Genomic DNA, 19,817 nt, shown 5'->3' on the forward strand with positions numbered 1-19,817 from the left:
TCACGAATGACCTTCAGCAAGGAGTTCCTCGCCGAATCGGTGGCTGTCATCGAGGCGATCGACAGCGATCAGATCGAGGAGGTCGCGCAGGGCATCGCGGCCGTGCGTGAGCGCGGCGGCCGCCTGTTCATCCTGGGCGTGGGCGGGTCCGCGGGGCACGCGTCGCACGCGGTCAACGACTTCCGGAAGATCTGCGACATCGAGGCGTACACCCCCACCGACAACGTCTCGGAGCTGACCGCCCGGGCCAACGACGAGGGGTGGGACACGACGTTCGCGGCGTGGCTGCGCGGGTCGCGGCTGTCCGCACGCGACGGGGTACTGGTGTTCTCCGTCGGCGGCGGCGACGAGGCGAAGGGCGTGTCGACGAACATCGTCGCGGCGATCCGGCTGGCTCTGGACTGCGACGCACCCGTCTTCGGCATCGTCGGCCGGGACGGCGGCACCACGGCCCAACTCGCCCGGGCGTGCGTGGTCATCCCGCCGTTGTTCCCGGACCACATCACCCCGCACACCGAAGGGCTGTGCGCGGTGGTCTGGCACCTGCTCGTCTCCCACCCGGCGCTGGCCCGGGTGGCGACCCGCTGGGAGTCCCTGAAGTGACGTCGAACCAGGAGGCGGAGATGCGGCGGTTCGTGGTCGTCGGCGGGGCCGGATTCATCGGCGGGCACTTCGTCGAGACGCTGCTGGCGCGCGAGGGCACCGAACGGGTCACGGTCTACGACAACTTCTCCTCCGGCCGTCGCTGGCACCTCGCCGGCGTGGCGGACGACCCGCGGCTGGACGTCGTCGTCGGAGAGGTGGGCGACCTGGACCAGTTGGCCGCCACGGTCACCGGTCACGACACGGTGATCCACCTCGCCTCGAACCCGGACATCGCCGCCGCGGTCACCAACCCGGCGATCGACTTCGACCAGGGCACCGTGCTGACCCATCACGTCGCCGAGGCGGCCCGGCGCGGAGGGGTGCGGCTTGTCCTGTACGCCTCCGGCAGCGGCATCTACGGCGACCTGGGTGAGGTCGCCGCCGCCGAGGACCACGGCCCGCTGGTGCCGGTGTCGACGTACGGCGCCAGCAAGCTCGCCGGCGAGGCGCTGCTCTCGTCGTACGCGTACATGTTCGGCATCTCGGCGCGGTGCTTCCGGTTCGGCAATGTGGTGGGGCCGCGGCAGACGCACGGCGTCGGGTACGACTTCGTGCGCCGGCTGATCGCCGACCCGACCCGGCTGCGCATCCTCGGCGACGGCCGGCAGAGCAAGTCGTACGTGTACGTCAGCGACGTCATCGCGGCGGTGCTCACCGCGGCCGAGCAGGTCCGCGACCCGTTCGCGGTGTTCAACGTCGCCACCGAGGACTACATCACGGTCACCGAGATCGCGGAACTCGCGATGGAGGTCCTGGCGCTGCCCGACGGGTCAACGACCCTGGAATACACCGGAGGAGACCGCGGCTGGAAGGGCGACGTCCCGGTGGTGCGCCTCAACTCGGAACGGATCCGCGCGCTCGGCTGGAAGAACGAGCGGTCGTGCCGGGAAGCACTGCGCGACTCGCTGGCCGCGATGGTGGTGGACGCCAGGCAAGGCCGGTTCGACGAGTGACCGGCGCGGCGATCCGTGAGCCGTCCGTCCGGCCGGCGGTCTTCCTCGACCGGGACGGGGTGCTCAACGAGGTCCAACTGCGCGATGGCACTCCGGTACCGCCGGATCGCGCCGAGGACCTGCGCCTCATCCCCGGCGTCGAGGCGGCGTGCCACCGGCTGCGGGAGCTGGGCTACACGCTCGTCGTGGTGACCAACCAGCCCGACATCGCCCGCGGTCGGCAGACGTCCGAGGAGGTCGAGCGGATGCACGACGTCCTGCGGGCGAGCCTGCCGCTGGACGAGATCGTGGTGTGCCCGCACGACGACGCCGACGAGTGCGCCTGCCGCAAGCCGCGTCCCGGCATGATGCTGGACGCGGCCCGGCGCCTCGGGCTCGACCTCTCGCGCAGCTTCTGCGTCGGCGACCGCTGGCGCGACATCGAGGCGGCGCAGCGCGCCGGAGTCCGGTCCGTGTACGTCGACCGCCAGTACGGCGAGCGGCGTGCGACCGGCGCGGACGCCGTCGCTGACAGCTTGTTCCATGCCGTTCCGTTCATCGAATCATGCCGATCACAGGGGGAAATCGACGATGACTGACCTCGGGCTCAAGAACGTGCAGATCTACGCTGACGGCGCCGACCTGGAGACCATGGTCACTCTGGCCGAGCGACCCGACATCAAGGGCTTCACCACCAACCCGACGCTGATGCGCAAGTCCGGCGTCGACAACTACGAGGCGTTCGCCCGCAAGGTGCTCGACGTCATCACCGACCGGCCGATCTCCTTCGAGGTCTTCGCCGACGACTTCGAGGGCATGACCCGCCAGGCGCGGTTCATCGCCTCGTGGGGACCGAACGTCTTCGTGAAGGTGCCGGTGACCGACACCGAGGGCCGGTCGACGGCGCCGGTGATCCGGCAGCTCACCTCGGACGGTGTCCAGCTCAACGTCACCGCGCTTACCACGGTGAGCCAGGTCGAGACGGTGACCGAGGCGCTGGACGGCACCGCCGGCGCGATCGTCTCGGTCTTCGCCGGCCGGATCGCCGACACCGGCCGCGACCCGATCCCGATCATGACGGACGCTCTGAAGATCACGTCCGCCCGGCCGAACGTCATGCTGCTGTGGGCGAGCCCGCGCGAGATCCTCAACGTACGCCAGGCCGACGACCTCGGGGTCGACATCATCACGGTGACGCACGACCTGCTGGCGAAGCTCGCGCTGTTCGGCAAGCCGCTGGACGTCTTCTCCCTCGAGACGGTGCGCATGTTCCACGCCGACGCCCAGGCCGCGGGGTTCACGCTGTGACCGGCGCGGACGCCTCGACGGAGGCGAACGCCCCGACGGACCCGAACGACTGGGACCACCACTGGGACGCGTACGGTGAGGCCGCCGAGGGCAACCCTGCCAACCTGTACCGCCGCGGCATGATCCTCAAGCTGCTGGGCAACCCGCCGGCCGGGTCGACGGTACTGGACATCGGCAGCGGCCAGGGCGAGTTCGCGCTGAGCTTCCAGCGCGCATTCCCCGACCTGACCGTGTGGGGCGTCGAATACAGCGCCAGCGGCGTCGAGCGCAGCCGCGAGCTGGCCGCCGCCGAGGGCCTCAAGGCACAGTTCCGGCAGGTCGACCTGCTCCAGCCGACCCAGCTGGCCCAGGGGCAGGAGCCGGCCTCGTACGCGCTGTGCTCCGAGGTCCTCGAGCACGTGGACGACCCCACGACACTGATCCGCAACGCGCGTGCCCTGCTGGCTCCGGGATGCCACCTCGTGGTGACCGTACCGGGCGGCCCGCGCTCCGCGTTCGACCACCACATCGGTCACTACCAGCATTTCGATGCCAAGAAGCTGCGTACCGTGCTGACCGACGCCGGGTACACGGTCCAGCGGGTCATGCGGGCCGGCTTCCCGTTCTTCAATCTCTACAAGCTCGCGGTCATCGCCCGTGGACGCAAGCTCATCGAGGACGTCGAGCGGCGCGGCCCCGACGAACGCACCATTCCCGGCGAGTCCGCGATGAAGGCGTTCTTCGGGTTCGGATTCCGGCACAGCTTGGACGACTTCCCGATCGGGTGGCAGATGGTGGCGATCGCCACCGTTCCGCCGGAGGCACCGGAGACGACATGATCATCACGCGTACGCCACTCCGCATCACCCTGGGTGGGGGCGGCACCGACCTGCCGTCCTACTACGAGAGGTTCGGCGGGATCGTCGTCTCGGCCGCGATCTCGAAGTACATCTTCATCTCGATGAACCGCACGTTCACACCCGACTACTTCCTCAAGTACTCGGCTCTGGAACGGGTCGGCGACGTGTCCGACATCGAGCACCCGATCGTCCGCGAGGTGCTCAGGGCGCACGGCGTGGAGCCGTCCGTCGAGATCGTCAGCATGGCGGACATCCCGTCCGGTACCGGTCTGGGCTCGTCGGGTGCGTTCACCGTCGGTCTGCTCCGGGCCATCTACGCGAGCCGCCGCGACCACGTGAGCGCGGGCGACGTCGCCGAGGAGGCGTGCCGCACCGAGATCGAGCAGCTGGGGCGGCCGGTCGGCAAGCAGGACCAGTACGTCGCGGCGTTCGGCGGGCTCAAGGTGTACTCGTTCGAGCCGGACGGCAGCGTGAACGTGGCGCCGCTCGCGGTGTCCGCGGACACCTTCCACGACCTCGAGGAGCATCTGCTGATGTTCTTCACCGGGTATTCGCGCGCCGCCGACCAGGTGCTCGAAGAGCAGCGCAGCAAGTCGACCGCCGGCGACGCCGCGATGATCGACAACCTGCACTTCGTGAAGGAACTCGGGCTGCGCAGCAAGGAAGCCCTCGAACACGGCGACGTGGAGGGCTTCGCCGCTCTCATGCACGAGCACTGGGAGCACAAGAAGAAGCGCTCGGCCGCCATGTCCAACGGCAACATCGACCGGTGGTATGAGGTGGGGCGCGCGAACGGCGCGCTGGGCGGGAAGCTGGTCGGCGCCGGGGCCGGAGGGTTCCTGCTGTTCTACACCCGCAACCCGGCCGCGCTGCGCACCGCGCTCAAGGCCGAGGGCCTGACCGAGGTCAGGTTCACCTTCGACAGCGACGGCAGTGTCGTCGTCGTGCGCGACTGAGGACGGTTCCACCATGCAGTGCGTGATCCTCGCCGGGGGCATCGGCAGCCGGATGTGGCCGGAGACCCGTACCGTGCCCAAGACGCTCCTGCCGGTACGCGGGCGCCCGTTCGCGCAGTGGCAGCTGGAATGGCTGTCCGGTGCCGGGATCGACTCGGTCGTGTACAGCGTCGGGTACCTCGGACAGGACGTCCGCGAGTTCGTCGGGGACGGGTCGCGCTGGGGACTGTCGGCGGCGTACGTCGACGAGGGCGAACAGCTGCGCGGGACGGCGGGCGCGCTACGCCTGGCGTACGACGAGGGCGTGCTGGCCGAGGACTTCCTCGTCCTGTACGGCGACTCGTGGCTCCAGGTCGACCCGGCCTGGGTACTGGCACAGGCGAGGCTGCGCCCCGAGCCCGCGCTGATGACGGTGTACTCCAACGAGGGCCAGTGGGACACCAGCAACGTCATCTTCGAGGGTGGCCGCGTCGTCCGCTACGCCAAGGGATTGGCGGAGCGGCCGGCCGCCATGCGGTGGATCGACTACGGCCTCATGGCGTTCCGCCGCGACGTGATCGTCGAGCGGGTCGCTCCCGGGACGGTTCACGACCTCGCCCCGGTGCTGACCGACCTGGCCGACGAGGGACTGCTCGCGGGCGCCGAGGTGTTCGAGCGGTTCTACGAGATCGGCTCGGTGCAGGGACGCGAGGACCTGGAGAGCTTCCTGCGCGACGGCGGGGCCGAAATGCCCAAGCCGGCGATGCCCCAGCCGGCGATTTCCCAGCCGGCGATGCCCGGGCCCGCGATGGCCGAGGCCACGATGACTGAGACCGCGATGACCGAGGCCAGCCGGTGAAACTGCTCGACCGGCTGCCGGCGCCGCTCGGCCGGGCCGGGTACGTCGTGATCGGCCTGGGCATCCAGGCGGTGACCGCGTACGTCACGCTCATCCTGTCCGGCCGGATTCTCGGGGCCGCGCTGTTCGGCGGTCTGGCGGCGCTCTACACGCTGGTGACCAGCGTGGCCACCGGGCTGTTCCAGCCGCTGGAGCAGGAGGTGGCCCGCCGCCGCGGCCGCGAGTGGGAGACCCGGATCATCGACGGCACGCTGCTGCGCCGCGCCGCCCGGTTCGGACTCGTGCTGTGCGTGCTCGTCATCGCCGTCGCGATCGGCGCGCACGGCGCGGCCGTCCGGCTGCTGGGCGGGCACCTGCAGTTGCTCGCCGCCTTCTGCGTCGCGATGCCCGGGTACGCCCTGTGTTTCGTGGCCCGCGGTGCGCTGTCCGGAAGCCGCCGGCTGGCCCGGTACGGCCTGCAGCTGTCCGTGGAGGGCACGTTCCGCCTGGTCGGACTCGGCGTCCTGGTGCTGGTCGGATCACGCGGCGTCGCCGGCTACGGCTGGCTGTTCGGGATCGCCCCCTGGGTCGCCCTGGTGGTCTCGGTCGCCGGCCTGCGCCCAGCCCCGACGTCGCATGCCCCGGACTCGCGTGCCCCGGACTCGCGTGCCCCGGATTCGCGTGCCTTGGAGTCGGTTGCCTTAGAGTCGGTTGCCCCGGAGTCGCCGACGGCGCCGGTGACCGCACCGGGAGCCGTCGTGCAGACCCCGGAGCGCGATCCCGCCGCCCGGTCGCTGGCCGGCGCGCTGACCCTGCTGCTGGTCAGTACGCTCACGGCACAACTGCTCATCGGCGCCGGACCGGTGATCGCTCAATACTTCGCCGGTACCGCCGACAAGGCCCGTACCGGCGCGTTCCTCGCCGCCCTGGTCGTGGTGCGGCTGCCGGTCTTCATGTTCACCGCGGTCCAGCCCAGCATGCTGCCGAGGATGGCCGAACACGTCGCGGCCGGGCGTGCGGCGGCCTTCCGCTCGCTGCTGCTGAAGGTGCTCGCCGCGATGGGCCTGTTCGCGGCCGTCACGACCGTCGGGACCACGGTGCTCGGGCCGTGGGCGCTGAAACTGCTGTTCGGATCCGACTACGTGCTGTCCTGGGGCGAGTTCCTGCTGATGGGCGTCTCGGTCGGGCTGTTCATGGCGTCGAGCGTGCTCGGCCAGGCCCTGCTCGCGGTCGGCAAACACAGCCGGGTCGCCGCGGGATGGCTCGTCGGGCTCGCCGGCCTCGCGCTCGGCACCGCGTTCGCTCACGACGCTGTCCTGCGGGCCACGTTGGGCCTGCTGATCGGCGCGGCGGCCAGCGCGGCGACGTTCGCCGCCCTGCTGGCGTACGCGCTGTGGCGCTGGCGCCCGGCCCACCAGGGACAGCAGGGCGCCGGGGACGAGCCGGCCGGCACGAGCGGCGACCGGCTCCCCGGTACGGCGGACGCCGCCGTACCGGCGTGACGCACGGCTGAGGTGTTCCAGGGGTTGTCTGAGGTGAAGAGGGAGCGATCGTGAGTACCGACAGCCGGGTGGAGCCCCCGAGCGTGGCAACCCTGCCCGAGGAGAGTGCCCGCCGGGCGAGCGCGCGCTGGCTCCCGGTCGCACGGTTTGTCGTGGCCGCGGCCGGGTCGGTGGCACTCTGCCTCCTGATCTGGTCACGAGTGCCGCGCACGCTGTCCGGGCCGATCGACATCATCGGCTACCCCACGTTCCACGACTTCGACTACATGCCGGCGTTCTGGAAGTACCGGCTCGTCATCTACGGATTCCCGGCCCTGTTCGTGGTGTTCTACGCGCTCCTCGCCTGGCGCGGTCCGCTGCGCCGGGACGCCCGGCCGGCGCGGAGCGGCCCGGTCCGGCTACTCGAACCGCTCGACGAGCCGCGTGGGCCTGTGCTCGCCTCCGCCACAGATCGGCTCCGGCTGCCCTCAGGCGAGGATCCAGCACGGGAGGCCGGTGCGTTCACCGCCGGCGTACTCCCCCGGATCGCGCTGCCGATGCTCGTGGTGGTCGTCGCGACCAGTACCCGCAACGGAAGCCTCGACTGGTTCGCGGGTGCCTGCGGTCTCCTCTACGTCCTGGCCGTACTCGCCGGCGCCGCCCTCTGGTCGCGGCTCGCCGCATCCGGACGGATCCGCTGGCGGAGCGGGGAATCGAGCTTCTGGCACGGGGTCTCGCTGGCCAACGGCGCCGGTGGCGCGGTCGCGGCCGTGCTGTGCGTGTGGTTCGTGTCCCGTCACACGGTCGCGTTCACCACGAGCGGACACGAGCAGACCTGGCCGTGGTTGCCGCTGTGGCTGGCCGTCCTCGGTGCCGGGGCGGTGCTGTGCTGGACGCTGTTCCAGCTCAACCGGGGACGACCCGCCTCGGCCGTCGAGCGCGCCCTTCTGATCACGGTCATCGGCTCGGTGGCGCTGTTCATCGTCGTCGCGGTGCTGCCCGGCCCGCTCAAGACCCTGCAGGGATTCGACGACTCCCAGGGAGTCCTCGGGGCCAAGCTGCTGGGTCAGGGGGCTGTGCCCTGGCGGGACATCACGATGATCCACGGCCCGTACTACGACGTCTTCCGGGCCGGCCTGGGCACGTCGTTGTTCGGCAACACGATGTGGGGGTCGGTCGCCGGCGAGGCCATGCTCCTCGTGCCGCTGAGCCGCGTCATCCTCTACCTCTACACGGCATGGGCCTCGAAGGGGAATCCCTGGCTGCTGACGGCCGTCGCGATTGCCTCCGCGGGCGGGTTCTTCCCGGCGTCGGAGACGCGGTTCATGGCCGTACCGCTGGCTGTGATCGTGCTGGGCGAGGCGATCCGCCGCAACAGCCGGGCGTGGTATGTCGGTCTGGTCCTGGTGCTGTTCGTCCAAGCCGTTCTGGTGCCAGAGACGAGTTTCTTCGCCTTGCCCGCGCTCGCCTGCGTCGTCGCCGTGGATGTCGTGCACCGCGACCCCGGCGTGCGCCTGCTCAGCCTGAAGGGCCTCTGGAGGGTGCTGCGCCGCACCCGGTGGTGCGTGGGCACCGGGGTGGTCGCCACGCTGGTGCTCGCGCTGGTACTCGTCCTCATCGGCGCGCTGCGCGGATTCATCGACTACTACACCATCTTCGGACCCGGGCACGACGCGTCCGGCGCCCAACCGCCCATCATGATGCGCACCCGGGATTACGCGTACTTCGGGGCGGGGATCGTCGCGGTACTCATCACCGTCTGGATGACCGTGGCGCGGGTCCGGCGCCGCGGGAACTGGCAGGCCCGCGACTGGTCCCTCGTCGCGGCCGCCGGGTTCGCCGCCCTGTACGGGGAGAAGCTTCTGGGCCGCTTCGACCAGAGCCACTCCTGGCAGGTCTTCACCGCGTGCCTACCGCTGCTCGTCCTGCTGTCGGCGCGGGCGCTGCCGGTGCTCGACCGGGTCTTCCGCTGGGTCCCCGCGCAGATGGGCGAGCGGCCGACGACCTCCCCGCGCCTGGCCGGGGCGCTGCTCATCGCTCTGGTGGTCGCGTTCTCGAACCCGCTTCCGCAGGTAGCGCAGGGGCTGGCGGGTCATTACCGGCTGTTGGGCGTGCAGACGTCGAGCTACCCGGAACTCGGCTACGCGACCCCGGACGCCATCGACCTCGCCATGGTGGACGACCTGAACTCCGCCCTGCGGACCTACGCCGGCGACGGGTCGGTCTTCGACATGACGAACAGCCTCGGCTACGTCTACTACCTGTTGGACCGGAAGCCCCCGACCTCGTTCATCCACGTGAGCATGGCGGTTCCGCCGTTCGCCCAACAGTTGCTCATCGACGACCTGAAGAAGGCCCGGCCGGCGGTGGTCGTGTTCGACGCGACGTCAATGGGGCTGCCGAGGTGGGACGGCGTCGACAACAACGTCCGGCACTACGAAGTCAGCGACTACATCCTGGACAACTGGGTACCGGTCATGCGCACCGACGGGAACCTCATCATGGTCCGCCGCGACCTCGTCGCGAAGGGGCTGCCGCCGGCGCCGACGCTGCTCCGCCAACCGGAGACGAAAGACCTGTGGTTCTCCGGTCGAAGCTGCTCATGGGGTACGAGCGCGGCCTTCCTGCCGTCGGTGCCGGTGCGGGGCTCGACCACGCTTCGGGTGCGGCCGGTCGGTACCTCGGAGGTCGTGGACATCAGCGGGTGGGCGGCGGACCCGACGACGGGCCAGCCGGCGGCCAGCGTCGTCATCGCCAACGGGCAGAAGGTCATGGCCACGTTGACCCCGTCGCGGCACCGCCCGGACGTCACCCGGGCGCTGCACTCGACAGCGTCGGACCTGAGCGGTTTCCAGTACGGTGCGGTGCTACCGCAAGGGAGTGCCGCGCCGTCCGTGTTCATGCTCGGCGCCGACGGCACGCTCCACCCGCTCATCGGATCGCACCCTGATCCGGTGTCGTCGTTGCGGATGCCGAACGGCCGGGTCCTGCCGACCTCGGACAAGGTCATGGGGGCGGTCGACTCGAACTCCACCCAGAACCGGGTCATCGGCCAGGTCGAGGTACCGCCGGGCACCGACCTCACCGGATACGACCTGGCGAGGTTCTCGGCCGGGGACCGGCCCGTCGGGGACAGCGACATCCATCTCGGCGACACCCCGGGGCTGGACAGCCGCACCATCTCGGCGCGGTCGCTGAGCCGGTTGGGGACGGACCTGACGGTACCGGTCGGCAGCTGCCCGCAGTGGCGCGGGTACGACCCGGACAAGCCGCTGTACGTGACGCAGCTGGGCGGGGCGCCGGTGCAGACCGTCACGCTGTCGAAGGCGACGACTCCGTAGCGACGCTCAGGACTGGGCCACCTACGACTGGGCGGGCTCGGACTGGGACGCGGCCGTCCACGGGCCCACCCCGAGCTTGCCGGTGTTGCCGAGGTCGATGCCGCCCTTCGGGGTCACCGTCTGCGCCGGCGCCCCGGTGGTCGGGGCGATCTCCAGGTACGTGCCGGTGGTCGCCACGACGGTCGAGTCGGTCACCAGGTTGCGCCACATGACCACAGCGGTCGCCGTCCCGCCCGGTTGCAGGGTCACCGGTCGCGGGGCGGCGGTCAGCGCGGGGTCGACAGTGATGTCCGAGGTTCCAGGCGCGACCCGGACGTCGAGCGGCTTGTGGTCGTCGCCGAGGACCCGCACGGCCGGGTACCCGTTGGCCTGATACGGCCGATCACCGCAGTTGGTCATCGAGACGGTCAACGCCCGCAGCCCCATGGCCGCGTCGACGTCCCCGATCCGGATGACCACGCCCGGGTCGGGGCACGCGGCCTGCGTCGCGGTGCTGGCGACCGCCGTCGGTACCGCCGTCGGTAGCGGCCCCGGGTCCTGGCGCGAGCCGCAGGACGGTACGGCGAGGGCGGCGATCGTGGCGACGGCAGCGGCGGCTGCCCGGCGAGCGGTCATGCGTCATGCCATCACGACCGCCGCCGCGCGTGCGGTCCGGCCCCCGTGGTCGCGAGATCCCTCACATTTGCTTCAGTCAAGTGTTGTCGGATGCAAGAGTTGGGCCATGGGAAGTCGCAAGGCGGTCACGCCGTCGGACGCCGAGATAGCGGCGTGCCAGACGGCGACGAGGGATCTGGTCGGAGTGGCTCTGCGCAGCCTGGAACTGCTCGACGGGAAGGTGTCGCTGCCACAGTTCCGGATGCTCACGGTGCTGCACGAGATCGGTTGGTGCCCGTCCTCCCGGGTCGCCACCGAACTCGGCCTGGGCGCGTCGTCGATAACCCGGCTGGCCGACCGGCTGGAGGCGGCCGGCCACGTGGTCCGGGGTCACAACCCCGCCAACCGCAGCATGGTCACGCTCGGCCTCACCGCGAGCGGGAAGCGCCTGGTCGAGCGGGTGTTGGACTGGCGCAGGGCCGAGCTGGCCCGGATCCTCGGCCGGCTCGATCCGGACGATCGCGCCGCGCTGGCCGCCGGCATGCTGCGCCTGCACGAGGCGGTCGGCGAGCAGTACGCCGGCGATCTGCACGGGCCGGTACCGCTGTGAGCGGCCGGACGGCGGGATCGATGACCCGCCGCCCCGCCCGGCTCGGCGACTTCACGGTCAACGCGCGGACGCTCGTCATCACCGCGTGCGCGCTGCCGCTCGGCGGCGTCTCGGCCCTGGCCGCCCTGGGCCTGCTGAAGCTCATCGGGCTGCTCACCAACCTGGTCTTCTACCAGCGGGTCGACACCGCGATGACCGCGCCCGGCCAACACCACCACCCGTGGTGGCTGGTGCTCGGCGCTCCGGTCGCCGGCGGCCTGGTCGTCGGGTTGATGGCCCGGTTCGGCTCGGAGAAGATTCGCGGCCACGGCATGCCCGAGGCGATCGAGGCGATCCTCACCAACGGCAGCAGGGTCGCCCCGCGGGTGGCCGTCCTCAAACCGGTGTCCGCCGCGGTCAGCATCGGCACCGGTGGGCCGTTCGGTGCCGAGGGGCCGATCATCATGACCGGCGGCGCGATCGGCTCGGTGCTCGCCCAGGCGCTGCGGCTGACCGCCGACGAACGCAAGACCCTGCTCGTGGCCGGTGCCGCGGGCGGCATGGCCGCGACGTTCAACTCCCCGCTGGCCGCCGTCCTGCTCGCCGTCGAACTGCTGCTGTTCGAGTGGCGGCCACGCAGCCTGGTACCCGTCGCGACGTGTGTGGCGACCGCGACCGTCCTGCGGGGGTACCTGCTGGGTACCGCACCGGTGTTCCCGGTGCCGGTCGGTTCCGCACACATCTCGGCGACAGCCGACGCTCTGTGCCTGGTCGCCGGGGTGACCGGCGGGCTGCTCGCGGTCGCGGCGACCTGGCTGGTATACCGCGCCGAGGACGGGTTCGCCCGGTTGCCGGTGCACTGGATGTGGTGGCCCGCGATCGGCGGCCTGATCATCGGCATCGGCGGCCTGTTCGAGCCGCGCGCCCTCGGCGTCGGGTACGACGTCATCGATCAGCTGCTCACCGGGAGAGCGGCGATCTCCCTCGTGATCGGCATCCTCGTCGTGAAGACTGCGATCTGGTCACTGTCCCTGGGATCGGGCACCTCCGGCGGCGTACTCGCGCCGGTCTTCATGATCGGCAGTGCGCTCGGGGCGCTGGAGGGCCACCTGTTCCCGCCGGTGTTCGCCGGCTTCTGGGCGATGATGGGGCTGGCCGCGGTCGTCGGTGGAGTGATGCGCTCTCCGCTGACCGGCATCGTGTTCACCCTCGAACTGACCCACGCGTGGGCTGCGGTCCTGCCGCTGATGATCACCGCCACGGCCGCCTACGCGCTGTCCACGCTGCTGCTCAAGCGGTCGATCCTGACCGAGAAGATCGCCCGGCGCGGACTGCACCTGACCCGGGAGTACTCGGTCGACCCGCTGGAGTGCTTCTTCGCCCGCGAGGTCGTCCGCCCGGGGCCGGCCCCGGCACCGGCGTTCGACGGGGTCGCGGACGGTACCGGTGTGGTCGTGCGCGCCGACGACACGCTCCGCACGGTCGCGTACCTGTTCGCCGAGCACGGTCTGACCCGCGCACCGGTCGTCGACGCGACCGACGGCGGCCGGCCGCTCGGCGTCATCACGGTGGCCGACCTGCTACACGCCCGGCTGCACGACCTCACCGAGGAGCACCGGCGCGAACGCCACCTGCCCGGGCAACGCAACCGGCGGCGCCGGCCGCACCGGTCCTCGACCCGGCACCGGCCGACGCGCCGGAACCTGACCGTGCCCGACTGAGGCCGGGTAGCCGCCCCGGCCGCGAAGACGGCGGCCGGGGCAGCACATGCGCGCACTCCCCTCGTCGGGACTTCTGCCGGGTAGCCGGCACCCCCTACCGTCGAAGTGAGCCTAACGACGGGGGCCGACATGACTGTCATCGCGCATCTCAGCGACATTCACATCGGAGCCGGTGAGCACACGGCACAGCGGCTCGACCTGGTGCTCCGGCACCTCGCGGCGATGCCGGAGCCACCGGATGTCGTGGTGGTGACCGGCGACATCGCCGACCACGGCCGGCCGGCCGAGTACGAACGGGTACGCGAGATGCTGGCGCTGCCCGTACCGGTGCTGTTCTGCCCCGGCAACCACGACGCGCGGGAGCCGTTCCGCACGGTGCTGCTGGACGAGCCGGCCGCGCCCGGACCGGTGAATCGGGCGCACTGGGTTGGCGACCGGTCTGGGTCGTCGCGCGGCGTCAGACGCGCCGAGCCAGGCTGGTCGGAGGATGTGGTCTTCGCGCTGTGCGACTCGACGATCCCCGGGCGCGTCGACGGGCTGCTCGCCGACGAGACCCTGGCCTGGCTCGACACGGTACTGGCCGAGGCCGGCCCGGCCCCCGCGTTCGTGTGCTTTCACCATCCCCCGGTCGACCTCGGCCAACCGGAGGTGGACAGGATCCGGCAGTTCGGCGAGGAGCGCCTGGTCGAGGTGCTGTCCCGGCACCCGTCCGTGGTGGCGATGCTGTGCGGGCACGCGCACACGCCGGCCGCCAGCCGGCTGGCCGGCGTACCGGTACTCGTGGCGCCGGGTGTGGCGTCGACGGTGATGCTGGCGGGCGAGAGCCACTGGCCGGCCCGCGCGCTGCCGCCCGGGCTCGCCTTCCACGTACTGCATGACGACCGGCGGCTGACGACTCACTACCGGACCGTGACCTGACAGCACCACATCGACGGTGACGTATTCCTCGGCCGGACAACCTTCGGGCGGCCTCACGGCGTCTTCCCATCGGGCCCACACCATACCGAACGAGGATAAGCAGCATAGGGCCGCCCAGTGACGCATCAAACACGGCGAACTGCCACGCATGTGCGACGATGCGTGCCTAGTCGACAGACGTCGACGATCCGACCGATTTCACGGGAGAACGGATGACCCCTCGACTCAACCGCCGGGCCGCCCTCGGCCTCGGTACCACCGTCGCGGCCGGCACGGTCCTGGCCGCCGGCAAGGCAGCCGTCGCGGCCCCGGCGTCCTCGGCGACCAAGGCGCTCACCCCGCCGCCGGTACCGTCGTCGTTGACGCCCGCGCAGCTGCGTGACTACGTGGCCGCCGTCTACAAGGCGTGCAGCACCGCCGCGGGCGGCACGTGGAACGCGCAGATCACGGTCGTCGGTTCGGACGGCACCCTGATGCCGGCCGTGCAGCAGCGCCAGGACACGGTCGTCGAGGCGTACAGCGTCAACAAGATCGCGGTGGCCACCGCGGTGCTGGACAAGATCGACCGTGGCGAGCTGACCCTCGACCAGCGGGTGGACGTGACGGACCAGATCATCCAGCCAATCAGCGATGGCATCTTCTGCCTGGACCAGGCGTACCCCAGCTCGATCACGCTCGGCCACGTGATGGCGGCGATGCTCACGGTCTCCGACGACATCGCGGTGCGGCTGTGCGGGCTGGTCTGCCCCGGGCCGGAGATCAACGAGATCCTGGTGGCGAAGGGCTTCCCGAACACGCAGGTGGAGCCGGTCGAGGGCAACCCGCACCGGATGTACCTGGGCCTGACCACGCCGCACGAGATGCACGACCTGCTCCACGGCCTGCTGAACGGTACGGTGATCTCGGCGTCCTCGGCCGACTTCCTGTTCTCGCTGATCCGGTCGCAGATCGCGTTCACCGACGGGATCCGGCAGCAGATGTCCTCGGACGAGCGGGCCCGGGTCGCCACCAAGGCCGGGTGGTTCGACGACGCCCGCAACGAGGCCGGCGTCATCTTCGACGCCGACGGCAGGCCGGTGCTGACCTACTCGATGTTCGCGGCCGGGATGGCCGACCCGGACAACTTCGGTGCCACGCACCCGGCGCTGGAGGCCCGGGCCGCGATGGGCCGGGCGTGGCTGTCCGCGGTGGACAACCTCAGCTCCCCTGTCGCCGCGACGCGCCACGCGACGCCGAGGCACCCGATGACCAACGGCGGCTGACCGTTCGTCTCGCTGAGCGGGCAGCCCACACCCATGGGCTGCCCGCTCACCCGTAGCGGGCGACCGTGTCCGCGACGCGGGGCAGGAAGGAACGCCCGAACGGTGAGCCGCCGTCGACCGCCATGACGGCGAGGTACCCGGCCAGTCGCCACAACTCCCGCCGTTGCGCGAACCCAGGTTCGATCGGGACGAGTTCCCGGTACCCGTCGAAGACATCGACCGGTACGGGTTGGAAAAGGTCCACGAACGCCAGGTCGACCTCGGGGTGCCCGAAGTACGGAGCCGGGTCGAGCAGCACCGGGCCGGTCGGGCCGGTCAGGATGTTGTTCTGCTGCGCGTCGCCGTGCAGCAGGGCCGGGCGCGGATCCGGGCCGCACACCTCGGGCAGCCGTGCCACGATCCGCTCCACCCCGCGAGCCAACGCCTGCGGGAGGTGACCGCCATCGACCGCGTACCGCAGCAGCGGCTCCAGCCGGCGCCGCGCGTAGAACTCCGCCCACCCGTTCTCGTCGACCGGCCGGTTGTCCTGCGGAAGCGGGCCGAAGTAACCGTCCGGGGCGGGCGAGGGGCGCTCCGGGGACGATGGCCGGGGAGTCAGGCCGAAGCGCTCGTCGTGGACCCGGTGCAGGCGTGCCAGGGCCTGCCCGATCGCGCGCCAGTCCCCGGCCGAACGCCGCTCCGGCGGAGTCTCGGGTACCGCCTCCAGCAGCAGGACGGTGCCGGCCGGGACCGGTACCGTACCCGCGCCGACCGCTTCCGGGGTGGTCACGCCGGCCAACCGGCGCAGCAGGTCGAGGCCGCGCAGTTCGGCCACGCAGCGCCGGACTCCGTCCGCCTCGGTGTGCAGCTTGGCGAACACCGAGAACGGTTGGCCGCGCAGGAGGCCGCACGGGTGCGACGCGCGGTCGTCCAGATCGGTGAAGCTGCTGGCGGTCCAGCGTCGCCCGAGGTGATCGGAGACCACCCGCTCGATCTCCCGCACGACCGGCGCGGCGAGGAGAGGGTGGACCGCGCCCGAATTCCCCCGCACTCCGGCATGCTAACGACGCCTGCTCCAGCACGGTAACGACGCCGGCATGCTAACGACGCCGGCACGCGGTCACGACGCCGGCACGCGGTCACGACGGTCCGGGCCGGCGACGGGGTGCCGCCGCCGGCCCGGGCCCTCCCCCAGCTACCTCACCACGGGAACCAGTCGGGCAGGTCCCGGCGGTCGCAGGGCAGGTCCTTGCTGGTCTTCGTGACCCCGATGCCGCGCACGCTGACCCCCGGAGCGGACAGCGGCACCGCGTTGGCGTCGCGGGTACGCCGGCTGGTGTCGGTCACCTTGACGGCGAGCGTCAGCTTCAGCTTCGCGTCCCGCAGGCTGAACGATTCGGTCACCCCGACCGACTCGCCCAGCGGTACCCACTTGCGACGCTCCAGCGAGTACGCCTCCACCCGGTACGACCGCAGGTCGGTGTCGGGGTGGACGAAGACCGTGATGTCGTCGTCGCCGCTGGCCAGGATGACCTGCCGGGTGAAGCTGACGACCACGTTCCCGCCGGCGCCCAGGGCCAGGAAGACGCCGTCCGGCTTGTCCACGACCGTACCCAGCACGTCCTTCGGCTCGTCGTGCTGGTTGGCCGCCTTGATCTGGCCGGCCTGGAAGCTGTCGACCCGATCGGGGTAGTGCAGCTTGCCGACCGGCGGTACCGGCTTGGGCTTGATCACCTCGACGCCGCCGAACTGGAGCCCGATGTCCGGCTGGTGCTTCGGGTCGAAGGTGACCGTGGTGGTGTAGCTGCCGTCCAGGTTGCTCACCAGACCGCCGAGCTTGCCGCCCGGCGCCAGTACGCCGAAGCCGCCGGCGGTCGCCGGGTCGATCAGCAGCACGTTGCCGAACTGGTCGCGTGGTACGACGGTGACCTGGGCCTCGCCCGCCACGGTCTGGTGAACGTCCAGCAGGGTGGCGGCCGCGACCGGGCGCACCTGCACGAACGTCTCCTGCCTGGCCTCCCGGCGGAAGGCCACCCCGTCCTCGGTCACGCCGGTGGCGGTCACGTAGAACGTGTAGTGCTCGGGTACGGACGTGTCGGTGAACGTCGCGCGGTAGGTGCCGTCGCCGTCCGGGTCGGTCATCGGCAGCGTCACCCGGTGCTGGCCGCCGTCGAAGGTCAGCCCGGCCAACTGCGCGCCGAGCTGCTTGATCAGGATCGGCGTGGCGTCCTGGCCGGCCAGGATCTCCTGGGCGCGCTTCAGCGCGTCGGCCGGTACCGTCAGGGCCGCCAGCCAGTTGGCGAAGGACTGGGCGGGTGTGGTGGTCGACAGCGAGACCGAGGCGCCGGTCACCGGCCGGCCGCCGGCGGTCAGCCGGGCGGACAGGCCGATCTGGTCGCCCGCGAAGTACGTGCTCTCGTCCTGGCTCGCCTCCAGGCGCAGGGTCGAGTCGACGATCACGTCGTACACGTAGTGCTCGGTGTCGACGACGCCACCGCTTGGTACGCCGTCGCTGCCCTGCCCGCCCTCGGCGAGCAGGATGATGGGCGGCGGGCTGGTGATGACGAACGTCCAGGTGCCGAAGCGCGCGTCCGGGCTGGTACCGCCGCCGGAGGTGCCTCTGGGGGTGACCGCCCGCGCGACCGCGGTGGTGTCCTCCGCGGTGTCGGTCTTCACGTCCACCTCGATCGGGCCGGGGTCGAGGAACTCCGGGTCGATCAGGTACATCTGCGACCGGTCGGTGGAGCGGAAGGTGACGCCCGCGAAGCGGCCCTGGCCGGCGTTCTCCGGGGTGATGCACTCGCAGCCCGGGGTCAGCAACTCCAGGCGCAGTCGGCTCGCGTCCGGCCGGTTCCAGCTGATGACGAACGCGGCCCTGCTGTCGTACTGGGTGAGGGTCACCTCGTGCCGGTTCTCCGCGCCCTCGACGAACACGAACACCGCGCTCGGGTCCAGCGGCGACGACGCCGGAGTCAGGCCGGACTTGATGGTGTCGCGCAGCGCCAGCGCGAGCTGGGACGCGGTGGTGCCCGCGTCGTCGACGTTGCTCACCTGGCCGTTGTCGGAACCGTCGGCCAGCTGCTTCATCAGCACGTGGTTGACGTCGGTGTGCCCGTCGACGCCGTACGCGACGGCGAACAGGTCGACGTTCTTCTCGGCGAGCGAGGTGCCCGCGGGTGCCGTGCCGGTCGGCGGGGCGATGAACTCCAGCGGGTTGTGGGTACCGGAGTTGTACGCGCCGTCGCTCATCAGGATCAGCCAGCGCCGGTCCGCGTTCACGCTCAACGCGTCGGTGCCGAAGTAGCTGGTGGCCGGCGCCAGTACCCGGTCGAGCCCGTCGCCCATCGGGGTGCCGCCGAGCGGCTGGATGGCGGCGACCGCGGCCTGTGCGGTGGCCATGCCGGCCACATCGGGGATGTCGGTCATCGGGACGATGTCGTAGGTGGCCGGGTTGAGCGGGTCGCCGGCCGGGAACCGGGCGATGCCGAACCGGCCCCGGTTCTGCCCGAAGTGCGCGAGCAGGTCGAGGAACTGGTTGGTCGCCGAGGCCAGCTCGCTCCAGCGGGAGGACGGCGAGTTGGGCGGCAGGATGGTGCCCAGCGCGTCCCAGCTCATGCTGCCCGAGTCGTCGAGCAGGAGGACGACCTCCAGCCGTTGGGTGGTGGCGGTCAGCGACAGCTGCTGGTTGTGGCCGGCGCTCGTGCCCGCCGTGCTGTCGGCCGGGGAGGTGGTCAGGTTCGCGGTACCGAGGGTGGCGCCGTTGGGTGCCGGCGGGGCGGCGGGCGCGGTGAACGTGACGGCGATGCTCTGGGTACCGGACGGGTCGACCGCCACCGGCAGCGCGGTGGACACCGCGAACCCGGACGGCAGGGCCGGGCTGACCCCGGTGACCGACAGCGACCCGGTGCCCTTGTTGGACACCTGCACGCTCTGGTCGATGGACTGGTTGACCAGCGAGTGGTACGGCAGCGCCGCGGGCGTCACGACGATCCACGGCTGGGCGGTCTCGCTTTCTGACTGGGCCACCACCCAGGTGAACTCCCGGGATGCGCCGTCGGTGTTCGTGATACCCAGCTGCCAGGTCTCCGCGGTGTCCCGGTCGAAGCCCATCCGGATCCGGTACACGTTGTTGGCATCGTTCAGCAGTTGCACGTCGCCGACGTAGTCGGCGCCATTGGTCCCGGGCTGCCGGTAGACCGCGGTGGTGAACGTGGTCGCCGCGACCGGGTCGCCGGTCCCCGCCTTGACGAGCAGGGTGGGCGGGCTGGCGCCGGCGAACATGGCAACCCGGATGAACATCATCTTGTTGTACGAGTCGGCCACCACGGGTGGCCCGGTGAGTTGGGCGATCGGCGTGAACGCGGTCGCGCCGGCCGCGACCGACAGCGGGTCGGTCTGCGGATCGGGATAGACGTGGAAGCTCACTGGATGGTTC

General features: G+C 71.1%; 16 protein-coding genes. 13 read left to right on the top strand and 3 right to left on the bottom strand.

All coding sequences use genetic code 11. From position 1 onward, the window contains the following. Positions 1–6 precede the first annotated feature (6 nt). From Raf01_RS11515 to Raf01_RS11555, 9 genes are read left to right on the top strand one after another with little or no spacing between them, the layout of a single operon-like run. Positions 7–603, top strand: a complete 597-nt coding sequence (locus Raf01_RS11515; RefSeq protein ID WP_203917786.1) for an SIS domain-containing protein — start codon at positions 7–9, stop codon at positions 601–603. Continuing rightward, complete coding sequence (locus tag Raf01_RS11520) at positions 600–1,598, top strand: NAD-dependent epimerase/dehydratase family protein (RefSeq protein ID WP_203917787.1); 999 nt, start codon at positions 600–602, stop codon at positions 1,596–1,598. Before Raf01_RS11515 ends, Raf01_RS11520 begins: the two co-directional genes overlap by 4 nt. Beyond that, positions 1,595–2,176 (top strand): D-glycero-alpha-D-manno-heptose-1,7-bisphosphate 7-phosphatase, encoded by a 582-nt coding sequence (locus tag Raf01_RS11525; protein WP_203917788.1) that lies wholly within the window; start codon positions 1,595–1,597, stop codon positions 2,174–2,176. The genes Raf01_RS11520 and Raf01_RS11525 overlap by 4 nt, the downstream gene beginning before the upstream one ends. Then, the gene (locus Raf01_RS11530; protein ID WP_203917789.1) at positions 2,169–2,885 is read left to right on the top strand and encodes a transaldolase; all 717 of its coding nucleotides are present in this window, start codon (positions 2,169–2,171) and stop codon (positions 2,883–2,885) included. Before Raf01_RS11525 ends, Raf01_RS11530 begins: the two co-directional genes overlap by 8 nt. Further along, positions 2,882–3,703 carry a class I SAM-dependent methyltransferase gene (locus Raf01_RS11535; protein ID WP_203917790.1) on the top strand — a complete coding sequence of 274 codons (822 nt, stop codon included), beginning with the start codon at positions 2,882–2,884 and terminating at the stop codon, positions 3,701–3,703. Before Raf01_RS11530 ends, Raf01_RS11535 begins: the two co-directional genes overlap by 4 nt. Then, positions 3,700–4,680 (top strand): GHMP family kinase ATP-binding protein, encoded by a 981-nt coding sequence (locus Raf01_RS11540; RefSeq protein WP_203917791.1) that lies wholly within the window; start codon positions 3,700–3,702, stop codon positions 4,678–4,680. The genes Raf01_RS11535 and Raf01_RS11540 overlap by 4 nt, the downstream gene beginning before the upstream one ends. A 13-nt stretch (positions 4,681–4,693) precedes the next feature. Next, positions 4,694–5,518, top strand: coding sequence for a sugar phosphate nucleotidyltransferase (locus tag Raf01_RS11545; protein ID WP_203917792.1), 825 nt, complete (start codon positions 4,694–4,696; stop codon positions 5,516–5,518). Next, the gene (locus Raf01_RS11550; protein WP_203917793.1) at positions 5,515–6,999 is read left to right on the top strand and encodes a lipopolysaccharide biosynthesis protein; all 1,485 of its coding nucleotides are present in this window, start codon (positions 5,515–5,517) and stop codon (positions 6,997–6,999) included. The genes Raf01_RS11545 and Raf01_RS11550 overlap by 4 nt, the downstream gene beginning before the upstream one ends. A 50-nt stretch (positions 7,000–7,049) precedes the next feature. Further along, a complete protein-coding gene (locus Raf01_RS11555) occupies positions 7,050–10,319 on the top strand; it encodes a hypothetical protein (RefSeq protein WP_203917794.1) in 3,270 nt (1,089 codons plus the stop codon). A gap of 21 nt (positions 10,320–10,340) precedes the next feature. On the opposite strand, the gene Raf01_RS11560 is transcribed toward Raf01_RS11555, so the two are convergent. Further along, positions 10,341–10,934, bottom strand: a complete 594-nt coding sequence (locus Raf01_RS11560; protein ID WP_203917795.1) for a DUF4232 domain-containing protein — start codon at positions 10,932–10,934, stop codon at positions 10,341–10,343. A gap of 106 nt (positions 10,935–11,040) precedes the next feature. On the opposite strand from Raf01_RS11560, the gene Raf01_RS11565 reads away from it, so the two are divergent. From Raf01_RS11565 to Raf01_RS11580, 4 genes are all read left to right on the top strand, one after another. Next, on the top strand, positions 11,041–11,523 hold the full coding sequence (locus Raf01_RS11565) for a MarR family winged helix-turn-helix transcriptional regulator (protein WP_203917796.1): 483 nt from the start codon (positions 11,041–11,043) through the stop codon (positions 11,521–11,523). A 20-nt stretch (positions 11,524–11,543) separates the two neighbouring features. Then, the gene (locus Raf01_RS11570) at positions 11,544–13,223 is read left to right on the top strand and encodes a chloride channel protein (protein ID WP_203917797.1); all 1,680 of its coding nucleotides are present in this window, start codon (positions 11,544–11,546) and stop codon (positions 13,221–13,223) included. A gap of 129 nt (positions 13,224–13,352) precedes the next feature. Then, positions 13,353–14,141: a metallophosphoesterase gene (locus Raf01_RS11575; protein ID WP_203917798.1), complete on the top strand. Its 789-nt coding sequence runs from the start codon at positions 13,353–13,355 to the stop codon at positions 14,139–14,141. 212 nt (positions 14,142–14,353) lie between these two features. Continuing rightward, a complete protein-coding gene (locus Raf01_RS11580) occupies positions 14,354–15,403 on the top strand; it encodes a serine hydrolase (protein WP_203917799.1) in 1,050 nt (349 codons plus the stop codon). A gap of 46 nt (positions 15,404–15,449) precedes the next feature. Here the strand turns inward: Raf01_RS11580 and Raf01_RS11585 are convergent, their stop codons facing one another. After that, a complete protein-coding gene (locus Raf01_RS11585) occupies positions 15,450–16,433 on the bottom strand; it encodes a fructosamine kinase family protein (protein ID WP_239133529.1) in 984 nt (327 codons plus the stop codon). A 149-nt stretch (positions 16,434–16,582) separates the two neighbouring features. Next, positions 16,583–19,807 carry a VWA domain-containing protein gene (locus tag Raf01_RS11590; RefSeq protein ID WP_203917800.1) on the bottom strand — a complete coding sequence of 1,075 codons (3,225 nt, stop codon included), beginning with the start codon at positions 19,805–19,807 and terminating at the stop codon, positions 16,583–16,585. Positions 19,808–19,817: the final 10 nt, after the last annotated feature.

The organism is Rugosimonospora africana (assembly GCF_016862975.1).
GTDB classification, from domain to species: domain Bacteria; phylum Actinomycetota; class Actinomycetes; order Mycobacteriales; family Micromonosporaceae; genus Rugosimonospora; species Rugosimonospora africana.